The 17,018-nt window shown below is 64.8% G+C and carries 16 protein-coding genes; 5 read left to right on the plus strand and 11 right to left on the minus strand.

Annotated features, from left to right (window positions below):
* Positions 1–49: 49 nt before the first annotated feature.
* The 9 genes from DIE23_RS18380 to glnT all read right to left on the minus strand — a co-directional run bounded on the left by DIE23_RS18380 (position 50) and on the right by glnT (position 10,259).
* Positions 50–1,138, minus strand: coding sequence for an ABC transporter ATP-binding protein (locus DIE23_RS18380; protein ID WP_124613432.1), 1,089 nt, complete (start codon positions 1,136–1,138; stop codon positions 50–52).
* A gap of 16 nt (positions 1,139–1,154) precedes the next feature.
* Complete coding sequence (locus tag DIE23_RS18385) at positions 1,155–1,949, minus strand: ABC transporter permease (RefSeq protein ID WP_124613433.1); 795 nt, start codon at positions 1,947–1,949, stop codon at positions 1,155–1,157.
* A 1-nt stretch (position 1,950) separates the two neighbouring features.
* Complete coding sequence (locus DIE23_RS18390; protein WP_124613434.1) at positions 1,951–2,835, minus strand: ABC transporter permease; 885 nt, start codon at positions 2,833–2,835, stop codon at positions 1,951–1,953.
* A gap of 34 nt (positions 2,836–2,869) precedes the next feature.
* A complete protein-coding gene (locus tag DIE23_RS18395) occupies positions 2,870–3,847 on the minus strand; it encodes an ABC transporter substrate-binding protein (protein ID WP_260436106.1) in 978 nt (325 codons plus the stop codon).
* Between the two features lie 448 nt (positions 3,848–4,295).
* A complete protein-coding gene (locus tag DIE23_RS18400; RefSeq protein WP_185646487.1) occupies positions 4,296–5,696 on the minus strand; it encodes an ammonium transporter in 1,401 nt (466 codons plus the stop codon).
* 189 nt (positions 5,697–5,885) lie between these two features.
* Positions 5,886–7,247, minus strand: coding sequence for an FMN-binding glutamate synthase family protein (locus DIE23_RS18405; protein ID WP_124502117.1), 1,362 nt, complete (start codon positions 7,245–7,247; stop codon positions 5,886–5,888).
* A gap of 25 nt (positions 7,248–7,272) precedes the next feature.
* A complete protein-coding gene (locus tag DIE23_RS18410; RefSeq protein ID WP_124613437.1) occupies positions 7,273–7,962 on the minus strand; it encodes a protein glxC in 690 nt (229 codons plus the stop codon).
* Complete coding sequence (locus tag DIE23_RS18415; RefSeq protein ID WP_124613438.1) at positions 7,950–8,858, minus strand: glutamine amidotransferase family protein; 909 nt, start codon at positions 8,856–8,858, stop codon at positions 7,950–7,952. Before DIE23_RS18415 ends, DIE23_RS18410 begins: the two co-directional genes overlap by 13 nt.
* Before the next feature lie 12 nt (positions 8,859–8,870).
* Positions 8,871–10,259: a type III glutamate--ammonia ligase gene (glnT, locus tag DIE23_RS18420; RefSeq protein WP_185646485.1), complete on the minus strand. Its 1,389-nt coding sequence runs from the start codon at positions 10,257–10,259 to the stop codon at positions 8,871–8,873.
* 249 nt (positions 10,260–10,508) lie between these two features.
* Here glnT and DIE23_RS18425 point away from each other — a divergent pair, with 249 nt between their 5' ends.
* Positions 10,509–11,111, plus strand: a complete 603-nt coding sequence (locus DIE23_RS18425) for a helix-turn-helix domain-containing protein (protein WP_124502114.1) — start codon at positions 10,509–10,511, stop codon at positions 11,109–11,111.
* Positions 11,112–11,323: 212 nt separating this feature from the next.
* Here DIE23_RS18425 and hutG read toward each other — a convergent pair whose 3' ends face one another.
* Together hutG and DIE23_RS18435 are read right to left on the minus strand one after the other, a co-directional pair.
* Positions 11,324–12,133: an N-formylglutamate deformylase gene (hutG, locus tag DIE23_RS18430; protein WP_124613439.1), complete on the minus strand. Its 810-nt coding sequence runs from the start codon at positions 12,131–12,133 to the stop codon at positions 11,324–11,326.
* A 17-nt stretch (positions 12,134–12,150) separates the two neighbouring features.
* Positions 12,151–13,116 carry a LysR family transcriptional regulator gene (locus DIE23_RS18435; RefSeq protein ID WP_124613453.1) on the minus strand — a complete coding sequence of 322 codons (966 nt, stop codon included), beginning with the start codon at positions 13,114–13,116 and terminating at the stop codon, positions 12,151–12,153.
* A 181-nt stretch (positions 13,117–13,297) separates the two neighbouring features.
* Between DIE23_RS18435 and DIE23_RS18440 the strand changes: the two genes are divergently transcribed.
* Genes DIE23_RS18440 through DIE23_RS18455 form a run of 4 tightly spaced genes read left to right on the plus strand, consistent with a single transcriptional unit; the run spans position 13,298 to position 16,892 of the window.
* Complete coding sequence (locus DIE23_RS18440) at positions 13,298–14,482, plus strand: FAD-binding oxidoreductase (RefSeq protein ID WP_124613440.1); 1,185 nt, start codon at positions 13,298–13,300, stop codon at positions 14,480–14,482.
* 27 nt (positions 14,483–14,509) lie between these two features.
* On the plus strand, positions 14,510–15,289 hold the full coding sequence (locus tag DIE23_RS18445) for an electron transfer flavoprotein subunit beta/FixA family protein (RefSeq protein WP_124613441.1): 780 nt from the start codon (positions 14,510–14,512) through the stop codon (positions 15,287–15,289).
* The gene (locus tag DIE23_RS18450) at positions 15,286–16,230 is read left to right on the plus strand and encodes an electron transfer flavoprotein subunit alpha/FixB family protein (protein WP_124613442.1); all 945 of its coding nucleotides are present in this window, start codon (positions 15,286–15,288) and stop codon (positions 16,228–16,230) included. Before DIE23_RS18445 ends, DIE23_RS18450 begins: the two co-directional genes overlap by 4 nt.
* On the plus strand, positions 16,227–16,892 hold the full coding sequence (locus DIE23_RS18455) for a HutD family protein (RefSeq protein WP_124613443.1): 666 nt from the start codon (positions 16,227–16,229) through the stop codon (positions 16,890–16,892). The genes DIE23_RS18450 and DIE23_RS18455 overlap by 4 nt, the downstream gene beginning before the upstream one ends.
* The last annotated feature ends 126 nt before the right edge of the window (positions 16,893–17,018 follow it).

Genomic DNA, 17,018 nt, shown 5'->3' on the forward strand with positions numbered 1-17,018 from the left:
GGTAACGCCTCGATCTTGGGCGATGAAGTGCCCAAGGTCGTCGCGTTCTTCAGGGCTGTGCAAAAAACCGGGCGTCACCCGTATCCCACTCGACAACCGCCTCGGCACCGATCGCGAGCCCTGCTCCATGATGCCGACCAGCCGGCATGCGGATCCCGATCTCCTGCTGCCACGGCGTCGCGACCGCGTAATGCATCGCATCGCCGAGATACGTGATGTCACGCACCGTCACAGGAAGCCCACCGCCTGACTGCCCGCTGCGGTGCGCATGCAGTCGCATCTGCTCGGGGCGGATCATCAGCGTTCCGTCGATGCCTGCCGGCACCGGACCGCACGCGTCGGCCTCGGCGGGATGGCCGTTCGGAAACACGCCGCCGGCCCGCCCACTCCCGTTCGACGTCAACCGCACCGGCAGGAAATTCGAGTTGCCGATGAAACCGGCGACGAACCGGGAGGTCGGATTCGCATAGAGCGCCTCACCGGTGCCGACCTGTTCAATGCGGCCCTGGTTGAACACGGCGATGCGATCGGACAGCCGCAGCGCCTCTTCCTGGTCGTGCGTCACGTAGAGGATCGTGACGCCCGTTTCCTGATGAATCCGGCGCAGCTCGAGCTGGATTTCCTCTCGCAGCTTCTTGTCGAGCGCCGACAGCGGCTCGTCCATCAGCAGCAGCGGCGGATCGTACGCCAGTGCACGCGCAATCGCGACCCGCTGCTGCTGCCCGCCCGACAGCTGCGCCGGCATGCGGTCTCGGCATTCGAACAAATGCACGAGCTTGAGCATGCGCTCGACCTTGTTCTTGACCTCGGCGTCCGGACGCCGCCTCACCCTCAGCGGAAACGCGACGTTCTCGGCCACGCTCAGGTGCGGAAACAGCGTATAACGCTGGAACACCATGCCGATGTTCCGCTGATTCGGCGGCACCGCCAGCAGCGGCTTGCCGTCGAGCATCACGCGCCCTTCGGTCGGCTCCTGGAATCCCGCGACGATATAGAGCGTCGTGCTCTTGCCCGATCCCGACGGCCCCAGGAAAGTCATGAATTCCCCCTTGCGTACGTCCAGCGACACGCTGTCAATCGCGACGACGTCGTCATAGGTCTTGCGCAAGTGCTGGATCTGCAGAAATTCGGCGTTCATGGTTTTCATCCTCTGTCTACCGCGCGCGACGCACCAAGGCGCCAGCACACATCAGTACGGCCGTCAGTCCAACAAGCAACGATGACGCGGCAGCCACGACCGGCGTCAGGTCCTGGCGCAACGTGGCCCAGATCCGCACCGGCAACGTCTGCAAGGTCGGGCTCGCCATGAAGATCGATACGACCACCTCGTCCCACGATGCAAGGAACGAGAAGATCGCCGCTGCGAGCAGGCCGAGCCGGATCGCGGGCAGCGTCACGCGCCACTTGACCTCGAGCGGTGACGCGCCGCAAATCAATGCCGCATCCTCGACCGTCACATCGAAGCTCGCGAGCGAATTGCTGATCGAGATGATCGAGAACGGCAGCGCGAGAATCAGATGGCCGATCACAAAGCCCGTCATCGTGCCGTTCAGGCCGATGCGCAGCACGAACGCATAGAGCGCAACCGCCAGCACGACCACTGGCAGCACCATCGGCGTGATGAAGAAGGCCTGTACGAACGAGCGGCCGCGAAACTTCCCGCGCACAAGCGCCAGCGACGCGAGGAACCCGATCGACACCGACAGCACGGTGACGATCACGGCCACCTGTGCGCTCGTGAGCAGCGAATCGAGCCAGTCGGAGTCGGTCAGGAGCTGCCGGTACCAGGTCAGTGTCCAGCCGGGCGGCGGAAAGATCAGCCACTGCGAATCACCGAACGACAGCGCGACGATGAACAGGATCGGCAGCAGCAGGAACAGTCCCACCGCGCAACCGATGGCGATCAGGATCCAGCGCAAGCCGCCAAGACGGTCGAAATCGAGCAACATGTCAGCGTCCTCCGAAGCCGGGCCTCGCGGCGCCGGTCAGGCGCAACTGCAGCGCGTACAACCCGAGCGTCACGGTCAGCAGCACCAGTGCGGCGGCACCGGCGAGTCCCCAGTTCAGGAGCGACTGGACGAGTTGCGCGATCAGTTCGGCAAGCATCATGTACGAGGGCCCCCCGAGCAACGCAGGCGTGACGAAATAGCCGAGGGCCATCACGAATACCATCAGCGTGCCGCTCGCGATGCCGGGCAGTGCGAGCGGCACGAGCACGCGCCAGAACGCCTGCCATCGGCTCGCGCCGCAGATCGCAGCAGCGCGCAGCGTCGACGGGTCGAGCGCGCGCAGCGTCGCATGCAGCGGCATCACGATGAACGGCAGCATGATGTAGGTCATGCCGATCGTGACGCCTACCAGGTTGTTGACGAGCGCGAGCGGCTCGCTGATAAGCCCGGTCGCCATCAGCAGACGATTGATTGGCCCCGTTCCCTGAAGCAGCACCATCCACGCGAAGGTCCGCGCGAGCAGGTTGGTCCACATCGACAGCAGCAGGATCGCGAACAGCAGCGCGCTGATCCGGCGCGGCGCGATCGCGAGCAGCCAGGCGGTCGGGAAGCCGACCGCGAGCGTCACGACCGTGACCACCGACGCGACCAGAAACGTGTTGCCGAACACGCGCAGGTAGGTCGTCGAGCCGACGAGCTGCGCATAGTTCTGCAGCCCGGGCGTCGGCTCGAGCACGCTGCGCAGCAGCAGCGACAGCACCGGCAGCAGGAAGAAGATCACCAGCAGCAGCAGTGCCGGAATCAGCAATCGGATGTTCTGCCAGTCGCGCCGATCGCGCTTCGTCGCCGTGCGCGGATGCACGACGGACCTCAATACGTTAGCCATGGTGCCTCCGAACGACTTCGTCGATCCCCGCGCGTCACTTTGACTGCCACGCGTACCAGCGCTTGCCGATCGCCTCGCGGTTGTCGGCCCAGTACTTCATGTCGAGATTGATCTGCGACGTCTGGTGCTGATCCGGCAGGTTCTGCGCGGCCGCAGCAGGCATCAGCGCGGCGGATTTCAGGTTGATCGGCGCGTAGCCTGTCTCCGCCGCGAACTTCGCCTGAGATTCCGCGCTCGTCGCCGCCGCGAGGAACTTCATCGCCTCGGCCTTGTGCTTCGCCCCCTTCGGTATGACGAGCATGTCGGCCGCAGTGAGGTTCTGGTTCCACGAGATCCCGACCGGCACACCGGTCTGCTCGAGCGCGTGCACGCGGCCGTTCCAGAATAGGCCGAGCGGCGCTTCGCCGGACGCGAGGAGTTGCTGGGACTGCGCGCCACCACTCCACCACACGATGTCACCCTTGATCGTATCGAGCTTGCGGAATGCTCGATCGAGGTCTAACGGATAAAGCTTGTCCGGTGCGACGCCGTCCGCGAGCAACGCGCTCTCGAGCACACCCGGGGCGGACCACTTGTACAGCGTTCGCTTACCGGGGAAGCGCTTGGTGTCGAACAGGTCGCTCCAGGTCGACGGCTGCGCGCCTTTGTATCTGCTCTTGTTATAGCCGAGCACAAACGAGTAGTAAAAGCTCCCGACCGCGGTCGGCGAAACGAAGCGCGGATCGAGACTGTCCTTCTTGACGACCGAGAAATCGATTGGCTCAACCAACCCGGCCTTCTGCGCCGCATAAGCGAAATCGCCTTCGACGTCGACGACGTCCCAGCTCACGTTGCCGCTTTCGACCATCGCCTTGAACTTGCCGTAGTCGGTCGGCCCGTCCATCACGACGCTCGCGCCGGTCGCCTGCGTGAATCCGGGTACCCAGCTCTTCTGCTGCGCCGACTGCGTCGTGCCGCCCCAGCTCGTGAACACGACCAGATCGCTGGCGCTGGCGTCCAGCGTTGCGGACATAACTGCGCACGCAACCACCAGGCGCGCTGCGAATAAAGTCAATCTGATGCTCATCTCAAACTCCATAGAACGGGATAACAGCGTTGGGCCCGAGTCGCATACCGCCCATGCGAGCAGCGAGAACGGCGCGGGCTTCATGACCTTGTTTTCCATCTCTTCCATCAGCGCCGGGATCTACGGCGCGTACGCCTGCGTTGCCGAATCGCTGGCTCATTCGAGGTGCGGATACACACCGATTCCGTCCGCATCTAGTCAAGCACCTCATCGAAGCCTCCCTCACGACCGAGCCGGGATAGCCCGCGACCACCGAACGGCACGATCGACGACACCGTGCGGTACGTGATGCCCCGCACGGTGCCCGCGTGCGGCGCGCGCGAACCAGAGGGAGATGCAGCATGCCGGGTATTGGTGCAATGCCGAAGCACAACGCATTGTTGCCACACTGTGTTCAAGAGTGGTAAGCCGTCTCGCCGTGCGAACTGACGTCGAGCCCTTCCCGTTCGCGCTCGTGGTCAACGCGTAGGCCGATCGTCATGTCGACGAGCTTGAACGCAACGACCGACACAAATGCGGACCAGACAAGTGAAGTCCCGACACCCCAGCACTGCGCGATAACCTGATCGGCGATGTGATAGTCAGCCACCTTATTCGCGACGTAGTCGTAGATGCCCGTGCCGCCGAGCGAAGGCGACGCAAACACGCCCGTCAACAACGCGCCGACGATCCCACCGATGCAATGCACGCCGAAGACGTCGAGCGAATCGTCCACACCGATCATGCGCTTCAGGCCGTTTACACCCCAATAGCACACGGCACCCGCAATCAAGCCCATGGCGATAGCACCCATCGGTCCTACGTAACCGCATGCCGGCGTGATCACGACGAGGCCTGCGATCGCGCCCGATACCGCGCCAAGCATGGAGGGCTTCTTCTTCGCCGCCCACTCGACAAAGGTCCACGAAACCGTGGCCGCGCACGTGGCCAGCAAGGTCGTGACGAACGCGAGTGTCGCCGCACCGCTGGCCTCGAGTGCGGAGCCGACGTTGAAGCCGAACCAGCCGACCCACAGCAGCGACCCGCCAATCATCGTCATCGTCAAACTGTGCGGCGCCATGGTCTCGCGTCCGAATCCAGTGCGCTTGCCAATCATGATTGCGCCGACGAGCGCGGCAATGCCTGCGTTGATGTGCACGACGGTCCCGCCAGCAAAATCGATTGCCCCCTTCTGGAACAGGAAGCCCGCCGTTGCGGTCGCCTTGTCGCCCGCGGCCGCACTCGTATAAGCGTCGGGACCAGGCCAGTACCAGACCATGTGAGCGACAGGCAGATACGAGAACGTGAACCACAGAACCATGAACATCAACACCGCGGAGAACTTCGCACGCTCGGCGATGCCGCCAACGATCAGCGCTGGCGTGATCGCTGCGAACGTCAACTGGAACGACACGTAGATAAACTCCGGAATGACGACGCCCTTGCTGAACGTCGCGGCAGTCGAATCCGGCGTGATCCCGGCGAGGAACGCCTTGCTCAACCCACCGAAAAACGCATTTCCTTCGGTAAAGGCGATGCTGTAACCATAAACGGCCCACAGTACGCCGAGCAGGCAGAACACCACGAGTGTCTGCATCAGGATCGACAGCATGTTCTTCGCTCGCACCATGCCACCGTAAAAGAGCCCGAGCCCTGGCGCCGCCATCATCACGACGAGCAGCGTCGCGACGATCATCCACGCGGTGTCACCCTTGTTCGGCACCGGCACTGCGGCTGCCACCTTGTCATCCGCGAGCACGGGCAGCGCAAGCAGCCCAAGCCAAGCCCATAAAATCCAGCCAGTCATTTTTTTCATGTGTCGTTTCCTCGAACAAAGGCGTGCACCGCACCGGGACGCACGCGCGAACTGATGACAAACCAGCAATATCGGGAATGAACGCAACACGACGCGGGTTCACCGCGCGAGTCGCATGGCCTGAACCTGTCGATGACGGAACGCCGCATGCCTATGCGGCGCCCCGTTACGCACACGGACATTCCGGGATCACTCGCGCCCACCCGGAATCCACGACGTGCCGGCAAGCGGCACCCGCGCCATTCCGGCCGCCTCGACCGTCAGCGCGACGAGATCTTCGCGCTCGAGGTGGTGCACGTTCTGCTTGCCGCATGCGCGTGCGATGGTCGTCAGCTCCATGTTCAGCGTCTTCAGGTAGTTCCGCACGCGACGCGCGCCCTCTTCCGGTTCGAGACGCTTTTCCAGGACTGCGTCCTGCGTCGTCACGCCGACCGGGCACTTGCCGGTGTGGCAGTGGTGACAGAAACCCGGCGACGTATGGAGTGCCGCATAATCGGCCACGGCCGAATGCAGCATGCCGTCCTGGAAGTAGGACTCGCTGTTGCAACCGAGCGCCATCAGGACCCCCTGGCCGATCGCGACGGCATCCGCGCCGAGTGCGAGCGCCTTCGCGACATCCGCCCCCGTGCGGATACCACCCGATACGATCAGTTGAACCTGCCCCTTCATGTTCAGGTCCTCGAGCGCATCGACGGCCTGGCGAACCGCCGCCAGCGTCGGGATGCCGACGTTCTCGATGAAGCAAGTCTGGGTCGCTGCCGTGCCGCCCTGCATGCCATCGACCACGACGACATCCGCACCCGCATGCACCGCGAGCTTCACGTCGTTGAACGTGCGTGTTGCCCCGACCTTCACGTAGATCGGCTTTTCCCAGTCGGTGATCTCGCGCAGTTCCTGGATCTTGATCGCGAGATCGTCCGGGCCGGTCCAGTCCGGATGGCGGCTTGCCGAGCGCTGGTCGACGCCAGCCGGCAGCGTGCGCATCGAGGCCACGCGCGGATTGACCTTCTGCCCGAGCAGCATGCCGCCACCGCCCGGTTTAGCGCCTTGCCCGATCACGACCTCGATCGCATCCGCACGACGCACGTCGTCGGGATTGAACCCGTAGCGCGACGGCAGGCACTGGTAGACCAGCGTCTTCGACGAACTGCGCTCTTCCTGCGTCATCCCGCCGTCACCGGTCGTCGTCGACGTACCCACCTCCGTGGCTGCACGGCCGAGCGCTTCCTTGACGTTCGCCGAGAGCGCGCCGAAGCTCATCCCCGCCACGGTGATCGGGATGTCGAGCACGACGGGCTTCTTTGCGAAGCGCGTGCCAAGTACGGTCTGCGACGTGCACTTCTCGCGATAACCTTCGAGCGGATAGCGCGACAGCGACGCGCCGAGGAACAGCAGATCGTCGAAATGCGGCACGCGACGCTTTGCGCCCAGACCACGGATCTCGTATAAACCGCGTTGAGCGGCCGTGTGGATGTAATCGATCGTCTTGCGGTCGTAGCCGTACGACTCTTCCTGCTGCAAGCGGGCGAAATGAATGGGTTTGACTTCCATGGCGTTTTCTCGATGGAGCGTGGATTCAATATTCCTGGTTCGCGTCGGCGTTCCAGTGGTAGAGCGTGCGGGCCGAAGCGATGCGCTTGAACGCACGCGGATCGTGGTCGAGCCCGGCCGCGTCGAGCAGCGCCGCGACGGCGCTGACGTCGGCGTCGGCCATTGGCTCGAACTGCGCGTCCGCGCCGAGCGACTTCACGTCGCCCTTCACGTAGAGCACGGCTTCATACAACGAATCGCCGAGCGCATCGCCCGCGTCGCCGCAAATCACCATGCGGCCGGCCTGGGCCATGAATGCGGAGAAGCTGCCCACCGAACCGCCGACGACGATGTCGCCGCCCTTCAGCGAGATACCGCAACGCAACCCCGCATCGCCGTCGATCACGAGCAGCCCGCCGTGCGCGGATGCGCCCGCGCCGTTCGACGCGAAGCCCTTCACGTGCACCTTGCCGCTCATCATGTTTTCCGCGACGCCCGTACCGGCGCTGCCCTCGATGACGATCGTCGCGCGCTTGTTCATGCCGCCGGCGTAATAGCCGGCGTGGCCATCGATCGTCACGGTCACGTCGGCATCGACGCCGACCGCGATGTTGTGCGCGCCGTTCGGCGAGGCCACGACGACCGCCTGGCCGGCGAGCACGTCCGCACTGCCATGCAGGTACTGATTGACGTCCCGGACAGTTGCGCTGTCCAGGTCGAATGTCATGCGTTCCATACGTACATCTCCTCGGGTGCGGGTTCGAATACCTTGGCGTTCTTGATGTCGGGCAGATGCGCAAGCGAGCGGAACTCCGACGCGATTGCGACGTAGTCGTCGTTCTCGGCGACGACGGCCGGCTTGCACGCGAACGGGTCGCGAATCAGCGCCAGCTCGGTCGGCGTACCCATCAGGAACGTGTAGAAGCCGTCGAGCTCCTCGAAGCCCTTCTGCAGCGCGACGGGAAGCGTGTCGCCCTCGCGCAGCCGCCATTCGAGGAAGCGGCACGCCGCCTCGGTGTCGTTGTCGGTATCGAAGTGAATGCCCTTCGGCTCGAGTTTCCGGCGCACGCCGTAGGGGTTCGACAGCGAGCCGTTGTGGACCAGGCAGAAATCCTCGCCGGCCGTAAACGGATGCGCGCGATCCGGAGTCACGGCGGACTCCGTCGCCATCCGTGTATGGCCGACCAGGTGCGAACCCTTGAGGCCGCCGAACGCATAACGTGCGGCGATGTCCGCGGGCAGCCCGATGTCCTTGTACAGGTCGATCGAGCGCCCGGCCGACAGCACGTATACGTGCGGGTAGTGCTCGCTCAGCCAGTGCCTGACCGTATCGGCCTGCGCGTGGACGGTCAGCACCGCGTGGTTCCCCTTTGCATCGACGCGCGCCGCCGCATCGACGGACGCCTTCAGCCGGTCGAGCAGCACATCCCACGGGAAATGCTCACCTTCATCCGTAAAGCCCGAGTACAAGCTCAGCTTGCGCTGGTCCGGCTCGACCACGTCGCCGAACACCGCGAGACCAGCCGAGTCCGGGCCCCGTTCGGTCATGCCGATCAGCATCGGCACCATCAGCTCGCCGAGCCGGTCACGCAACGCCGGTGTCTTGACCAGCAATCCTACGATTCCACACATGTTGCTTGCTCCTCAGAAAAATTCGACGTACTGCTTGATTTCCCAGTCCGATACGTGGCGCATGTATTCCAGCCACTCCATCCGCTTGAGCTTGAGGAATTCGTTGACCACCGGCCCGAGCGCATCGCGGATCGTCCGATCGGCTTCGAGCGCATCGAGTGCCTCGCCGAGGTTCTGCGGCAGCACGCCGATGCCGTGTTCGCGGAGTTTCTGCGCGGGCCACTCATACAGGTTCTCGTTCGCGGGCGCCCCCGGCGACAGGTCACGGTCGATGCCGTCGAGCCCGGCGGCGATCACGGCTGCCGTCGCGAGATACGGATTGCATGCGCCGTCCGGCAGACGCAGCTCGATCCGGCCGCCTGGCATGCGCACCATCGTCGATCGATTGTTGTCGCCATAGCTGATGTAGGCCGGCGCCCAGGTCGCGCCGGTCAGCGAGCGCCCGACGACGAGACGCTTGTACGAGTTCACCGTCGGGTTGCAAAGCGCCGTCAGCGCGGGCGCGTGCGCGAGCAGGCCCGCCGTGAACCGGTAACCGAGTGCCGACAGGCCCATGCCGAGCGCATCGCCGTCGTCGGCAAACAGGTTGCGCTTGCCGTCGCCGATCGACATGTGCATGTGCATGCCGTTGCCCGGGCGGTTTGCGAATGGCTTCGGCATGAACGAACAGATCATTCCGAGCTCGTTCGCGATTTCCGACGCGGCCATCTTGAAGAACACGTAGTGATCGCACGACGTCAGGCAATCGGTGTACGTGTAGTTGATCTCGAACTGCCCGTTCGCATCCTCGTGATCGATCTGGTAGACGTCGATGCCGACCGCGCGCAGCGATTCGGTGAGCTTTTCCAGGAACACACGCGTGCGGGACAGCCCCTTGTAGTCGTAGCAGGGCTTCGCCAGCGTATCGCTCGGGTCGCAAGGCTCGAGCACGCCCGACACCGAACGCTTCAACAGCGAAAATTCGGGCTCGAGACCGGTAAAAAGCGTCCATCCGCGCTCGGTCAGGCGGGCAACCTGCTTCTTCAGCGTCACCCGCGAATCGAACACCCACGGTGCGCCGTCCACGTGACCGTCGCAAGCGATCCGCGCGAGTCCGGACTGCCACGGCACCGGCGTCAGCGTCGCAAGATCGCCGACCGCCATGTAGTCCGGCCCGTTCGGCTCGATACCGACCCCCCAGATCGCGAAGCCCGCAAAGCCGGCCCCCGCGGTCAGCACGCTGTTCAGATGCGCGACCGGCACCGACTTCGCCTTGGCCACGCCGTGAATGTCGACGAATTGGGCGAGCACATACTTGACGCCGTGTTGCGTAAGGTATGTCTGCGCTTCGTCTACCGAATCGAAGCGGGGTACGCTTCCGAGCGCGTTGACCGGCAACTGGCTCGTATCGTTCAGGTTCATCGTCTCTCCTTGCAACTGCTTCGTTCACTGGTTTGAGGAATCCGCCCGACTGACGAGCGACCCAACTGCGCGACATGAGCAAGCACCGCGTCCGGTACGCTGCAACCACGCCGTCAACATGCGGAGAGATTTATTGTTATGAAACAATAATTCCCCATATGAAACTCACGGTGCGCATGCCGGCGTTGCCTGCCGTGCCGGCGCGCACGCCGCAATCTGCTACTCTTGCCCCTTTTGCCGAGGTCGACGATGCATACCGCTGACGACAGCAAGACACCGCTCGAACGCTATCTCGGGTCGACCATTCGCGAGCTTCGCCAGCGCCATGGCCTGACCATCGCCCAGGTCGCCGAACAGGCCGGCATCAGCCGCGGCATGCTGTCGAAGATCGAAAACGCGCAGACCTCGACCGGCCTCGACGTCCTCCACCGGATTGCCCAGGCGCTCGGCGTCTCCATGGCCGTCCTGTTCCGCAACTTCGACGTCCCGCAAGGCGGCGCCCAGCTCGTGAAAAAAGGCGCCGGGATGGAAGTGGTCCGCAAAGGGACGAAAAGCGGCCACACCTACCATCTGCTTGCCTACGACCAGGGTCCTCGCAAAACATTCGAGCCGTTCCTGATCACGATGGAGGACCAGGCGGAACGCTTTCCCGTGTTCGAGCATCCCGGCACCGAGTTCATCCACATGCTCAAGGGCGTGATCGAATACCGGCACGGTCAACAGACCTACATCCTGCATCCCGGCGACACCCTGACGTTCCGCGGCGACGTACCGCACGGCCCCGAACGCCTGATCAAGACCCCGATCCAGTTCCTGTCGATCTTCGTCTACGGACAACCTGCCGACGAATAAGCATCCCGTCACGGGAGATAACGCAAGCCTCGTGCCAGGTTTATCTACAGGAATCAAAGATTCCCATGGATAAACACTCCGGGCGAAACGGCACCTGTATGTCATCCGGTGCGCGCCGACCTCTTGCGTGTTACGGGTGCGGTTCCACGCCACTTTCGGTGCAGCGTCGCACTGATACGGGAACCGCGGTTACGAAGATGTATCAGTGATCCTTATGCTGCGACTGTCGGCAGCGCTGCCAACGCATCCAGTGCCGCGCTGATCATCCGGCGCACCGTGGGCTGCACGAGCGCCGCGCGCGCGGGGTCGTATGCAAACGGAAAAGCTTCGTTCATGTACGTCGACTGGCACATCTCCAGCTGGATCGCGTGCACGCCCTGCGATGGCCTGCCGAACGAGCGGGTAATGAAGCCGCCCTTGAAACGGCCATTGGCAACCGACGTGAACGGGCTTGCCGCGGCCTCGCGTTCGACCGCGGCCTGTACGGACGGCGCGACGGTCCGGCCGTCCCGCGTGCCGATGTTCAGGTCGGGCAGCTTGCCGTCGAACAGCCGCGGCAGCGTGCTTGCGATCGAGTGCGCTTCCCAGAGAAGCACGTTCCCGTGACGCTCGCGCAACCGCGCCAGCTCGGCCGCCAGTGTCGTGTGGTACGGCTGCCAGTACGCGCCGACCCGGCGGCCCTTCTCGGCCGCATCCGGTTCGCATCCCTCTCGATAGACCGGCTCGCCTCGAAACGTTTCGGTCGGACACAGGCCCGTCGTCGTCTGGCCGGGGTACAGGCTCTCGTCGTCCGGCGGACGATTGAGGTCGATTACGTAACGCGATAGCGTCGCGCCGAGCACCGTCGCGCCGAGCGTCGTCGCGAACGCATACAGGCGATCGAGGTGCCAGTCCGTGTCGGCAAGCGTCAGCGCGCGATCGGTGTACGCATCGCGCAACGGCGCGGGTATCGCCGTTCCGAGGTGGGGAATCGAAATCAGCAGCGGCGCATCGCCGCGTTGCAGCGTGTATAGGTCACTCATCGAGGGTTCCGTACGAATCAAAGCAATGCATCTTCGGGTAACTGCGGCACGGCGCGCGCGAGCGCGGGCCGGATCGAATGATCGAGCACGGATCGCGTCAGATCGACGATCTCCGTGACGAAGTCCTCCCACTCGCCCTGCCGATGCAGGAGAAAGAAATCGCGCCGGCCGAGCCGGCCGGACGGCAACGGCAGGACGGCAATGTCGCCGAGATAATGTCGCGCCTGCCACAGGCACAGCGGTGTCGAGATCGCGAAACCGAGCCGCGCTGCAACCAGGCTCAGCAGCGGATCAGTCGCGTCGAATTCGAAGCGCCTCGGGCTGTCGATGCCGAGGTGACGTGCGAACCGCTCCACCTGCTGGCCGATCACGGACCGCGCCGTGTAACGGATCAGCGGCATTTCGGCGGCCAGCGTCCGCCAGTCGGCCTTCGGGCGACCGGCCACATGCGCGCGCGCGACGACCACGACAAACGCTTCCGAGAACAACGGCACCTCGACGATGCGCGCATCGCTGACCGTGGTTTGCGTGCACACGGCGACGTCGATTTCCCGGTCATGCAATTGCTTGCTCAAGCCCGGCGTGATCCCGGACCACATCGAAATCTGCCTCGACGCGCCCGACACCGCGCGGATCAGTTCCGGTCCGACCGTCGCCGCGAACGAATCGACACAGCCGAGCCTCACCGGCAGGCGCCCCGCGTCGGACGCATCGCCGACGCGCGTGCTGACCATTTGCGCATGCTCGAGCAGCGGGCCGGCCAGCTCGAGCAGGGCCCGGCCGGCGATATTGGGGCGCGGCGGGCGACTCTCGCGATCGAACAGCACCGTCCCCTGCTCGCGCTCCAGCGCGGAAACAGCCTGGCTGATCGCGCTCTGGCTCACACCGATGCGCCTGGACGCACCGGTCATCGAACCGGTTTCGCACACGGCGACGAATGCCTGCAGGGCACGCAGGTCGATTGGCGATGGGGTGCGTCGCATAGTGGCTCCAGATGCCGAGGAGGACGGCCATTCCGCCAATACGCGACGAATGGTGCGCCGGTTCGGTTCACCCGGGTGCTGAATGAGCACTTCCGGGCACGTTGCATAAGTTTGCCTAATACAAAATTCGATAGCATCACGACTCCCTAGAATCGGCTCGTCGTCTACCCAGAGGGAAACCATGAGCCATTTCGACTTCATCGTGATCGGTGCCGGCGTGATCGGCACGTCGGTCGCGCATCATCTTGCGGCGCTCGGCGCCCGTAACGTCCTCGTCATCGAACGCGGCATGATCGGCGCAGGCACCACGTCGCAATCGTCCGGCCTGCTGCGCACGCATTACTCGGTCCGCCAGAACGTCGAGCTGGCGCGCGCGTCGTGGTGGGCCTTCAACAACTTCGCCGAATACGTCGGCGACGACGAGGCATCCTGCGGGCTCGTCAAGTGCGGCTACATGATCTGCGCGCCGGATGGGGACAAACTCGAGCCACTGCGCGCGTCGCTCGACGCGCAGCGGGCAATGGACATCGACGTACAACTGCTCGATCGGGACGACGCACGCGCACGCCTGCCGATCGCGCAGTTCGACGACGCGGCGCTGATCGGCTTCGAACCGGAAGCCGGCTTCGCCGATGCTTACCTCGTCGCGACCAGCTTCGCGAAATCGGCACGCCGACGCGGCGTGAAAATTCTCGAGGGCACGACCGTCACGGGCGTCGTGCGCGACGGTCGCCGCATCGTCGGCGTCGACACGAGCGCCGGCCACTTCACGTGCGGCACGCTGATCAGCACCCAGAATATCTGGACGCCGGAACTGTCCGGCTGGATCGACGTACCGCTGCCGGTCACGCCTGAGCGGCACACCGTGCTGGCACTCGAATGCGACGCAAGGTATTCGTTCCAGATGCCCGCATTCAAGGACCTCGGCTCGCCCGGCATGCTGTATTACCGCAGCTATGGCGGCAGCCAGATGCTGGTCTCCGAGGGCGTTGTCGGCGAAACGCTGAACGCGCCTGAAACCGAACAGGGCGACATCTCTCTCGATTACGTCGCCGAAGTCGGCGCGCAGGTCGCAGAACGTTTTCCCGCCTACGAGACGGCCGGGCTCGCTTCGTCGTGGACCGGCGTCTACGACGTGACCCCCGACTGGAACCCCGTGCTCGGCAATGTCGGTGACATCGAAGGGCTCGTGGTCGGCTTCGGCTTCTCGGGCCACGGCTTCAAGCTGTCACCCGGTATCGGCAAGCTGCTCGCGCAGCATGCGCTCGGGCAGCCGACCGACGTGTCGCTCGCCCCTTACGCGCTCGAACGCTTTGCGACCGGCGCATTGCTCACCGGCAAGTACGGCCTCGGCGCCGTGTCCTGATTCACATCCATTCGACGAGACATTCCCATGCCCCTGAAGATACTGGTGCCCGTCAAGCGCGTCGTCGATCCGAACGTGCGCGTGCGGGTCGGTTCGACCGGCTCGATCGAGACGACCGGCCTCAAGATGTCCATCAACCCGTTCGACGAATGCGCGCTCGAAATGGCGGTGCGCCTGCGCGAAGCGGGTCACGCCGCGCAGGTGAGCATCATCACGTGCGGCCTGCCCGCCTGTCAGGACGTTCTGCGCACCGGTCTGGCCATGGGCGCCGACGACGCGATCCTGATCGACACCGGCGATGCCGCCGCGTCGCTCGACTCGCTAAGCGTCGCACGGCTGCTGCACGCCTACATCGGCACGTCGCCGTACGACCTCGTGCTCTGCGGCAAGCAGGCGATCGACGACGACACCGGCGGCGTCGCGCCAATGCTGGCCGGCCTGCTCGGCTGGCCGCAGGGACTCGACGCAACCGCGCTCGCGCCCGAAGGCGACGGCTGGCGCGTCACTTGCGGCGACGACAGCGGCACCGCGACCTGGCGACTGGCCGGACGCGCCGTCGTGAGCGCCGACCTGCGCCTGGCCGAACCGCGACGCGTGACGCTGCCGAGCATCGTCAAGGCAAAGCAGAAACCGCTTGCCGTCGTTCATGCCGCGCAATTCGCAGTCGATCTCGCGCCGTCGTCACGTGTGTCGCAACTGGACGAGCCGACCGTGCAGCGCGCAGGTCACCGTGTTGCCGATGTCGACGCGCTGATCGCCGCGCTCGCCGCACACAACGTCTTTGCCCATCAAGGAGTCTCGGCATGAGAACGCTCGTTGTCGCCGAAGCCACGGCCGACCATACGCTCGCGGACGCGGTCCGGCGCGTCGCGACCGCTGCAATCGGGCGCCGGCATCCGGTCGACGTGCTGGTGCTCGATCCCGCCGCCGCGGCGGAGGCCGCGCTGATCGACGGCGTCGATCGCGTGCTGCGGCCCGATACGCCGGACGCCACCGTTGCCGTCACCCCGGAAAGTCTCGCCGCGCTGCTGGCCGGACTGGCACCGCGCTACGCGCTGATCGTGGCCGCCCATCGCACGCTCGGCCGGAATGCGTTGCCGCGCGCCGCCGCGCTCGCCGATGCGGCTTTCATCGCGGACGTAACCGGCATGACGGACGATGGACGCTTCGTTCGCGGCCTGTATGCGGGGAGCATCGTCGCGACCGTCCAAAGTGCGCGTGAGACCACGTTCGCGACGGTGCGTGCATCGTCGTTCGCGGCGGCAGGCGAGCGCGCCGAACCGGCACCAATCGATTCCGTGGATACACCACCCGCATTCGCCGCGACGACGCTCGTCGAACGCAATAGCGCCCAGACGACCGGAATCGATCTCGGGAATGCGCCGATCGTCGTGTCGGGCGGGCGCGGGCTCGCGTCCAGCGAGAACATGGCACGGCTCGGCACGCTCGCCTCGCGTTTCGGCGCGGCACTCGGCGCATCACGCGCCGCGGTCGACGCCGGCTATGCACCCAACGCGATTCAGGTCGGGCAAACCGGCAAGACCGTCGCGCCCGACGCCTATCTCGCATTCGGGATCTCGGGCGCCGTTCAGCACCTGGCCGGCATGAAGGATTCGAAGTGGATCGTCGCTGTCAACAAGGATCCGGATGCGCCCATCTTCTCGTTTGCGGATGTGGGCTTCGTGGGTGATCTGTTCGACGTGATGGCCGCAATCGAACGTCACATCGACGCCGGGGGTGGCGTATGACGCGACCGGATTTCGGGCAGGGCGGCGGCCCGCGCCTGCCTGCACCACTCTCCTCCACCGGGCGTGCGCCGTCAGCATCGCACTACCCGTCCGTCCGGTTCATCGATTGCGCGCAAATCGAGCCTGAAGCCTGGGCAAACGGCGCCGGCGTCACGCGAACGATCGCAAGCCGCATCGACTCCGACGGCAACGTAGACTGGCGTATCAGCCTCGCAACGCTCGACGGGTCGGCCCGTTTCTCGCAGTTTCCAGGCGTCGACCGGATACTCGTACCGGTCGACAACACGAGCGTCGAACTCCGCGCGCAGGACGGGCATCTCGTCGCCCACCCGATCGTGCCGGCACATTTTCCCGGTGATCTGCCGGTGTGGACGACCGATATCGTGCGGCCCACGCACGTGCTCAACGTGATGACGCGCCGCGCCGCCTGCCGGGCCACCGTGAGCGTGGCGACGCATTCGCGTCGCGTGACGCCTGCGCCGACGCATCTGCTGATTTGCGCGGCCGGTCAATGGCGCTTCAGCAGCGCGTCGCTCAGCACCCAGACGCTGCTGCCGATGCATGGCCTTTGGCTCGACGGCCGCGGCGAAGAACTCGATCTGCAGTCCGACGCACTTGACTCCCGCCTGATCTCGATCGCAATCGAGCCAGTCGAACGCTAATCCCTGCCCTTTTATCCGCTCATGTCTCACGCTTCGCTTATCGAACAACACGGCCCGCGCGAATCGATGGAATACGACGTCGTGATCGTCGGCGGCGGCCCGGCCGGGCTGTCGGCCGCGATCCGG

Origin of the sequence: Burkholderia sp. Bp9143 (assembly GCF_003853645.1) — a bacterium.
In the GTDB taxonomy this organism is placed as follows: domain Bacteria; phylum Pseudomonadota; class Gammaproteobacteria; order Burkholderiales; family Burkholderiaceae; genus Burkholderia.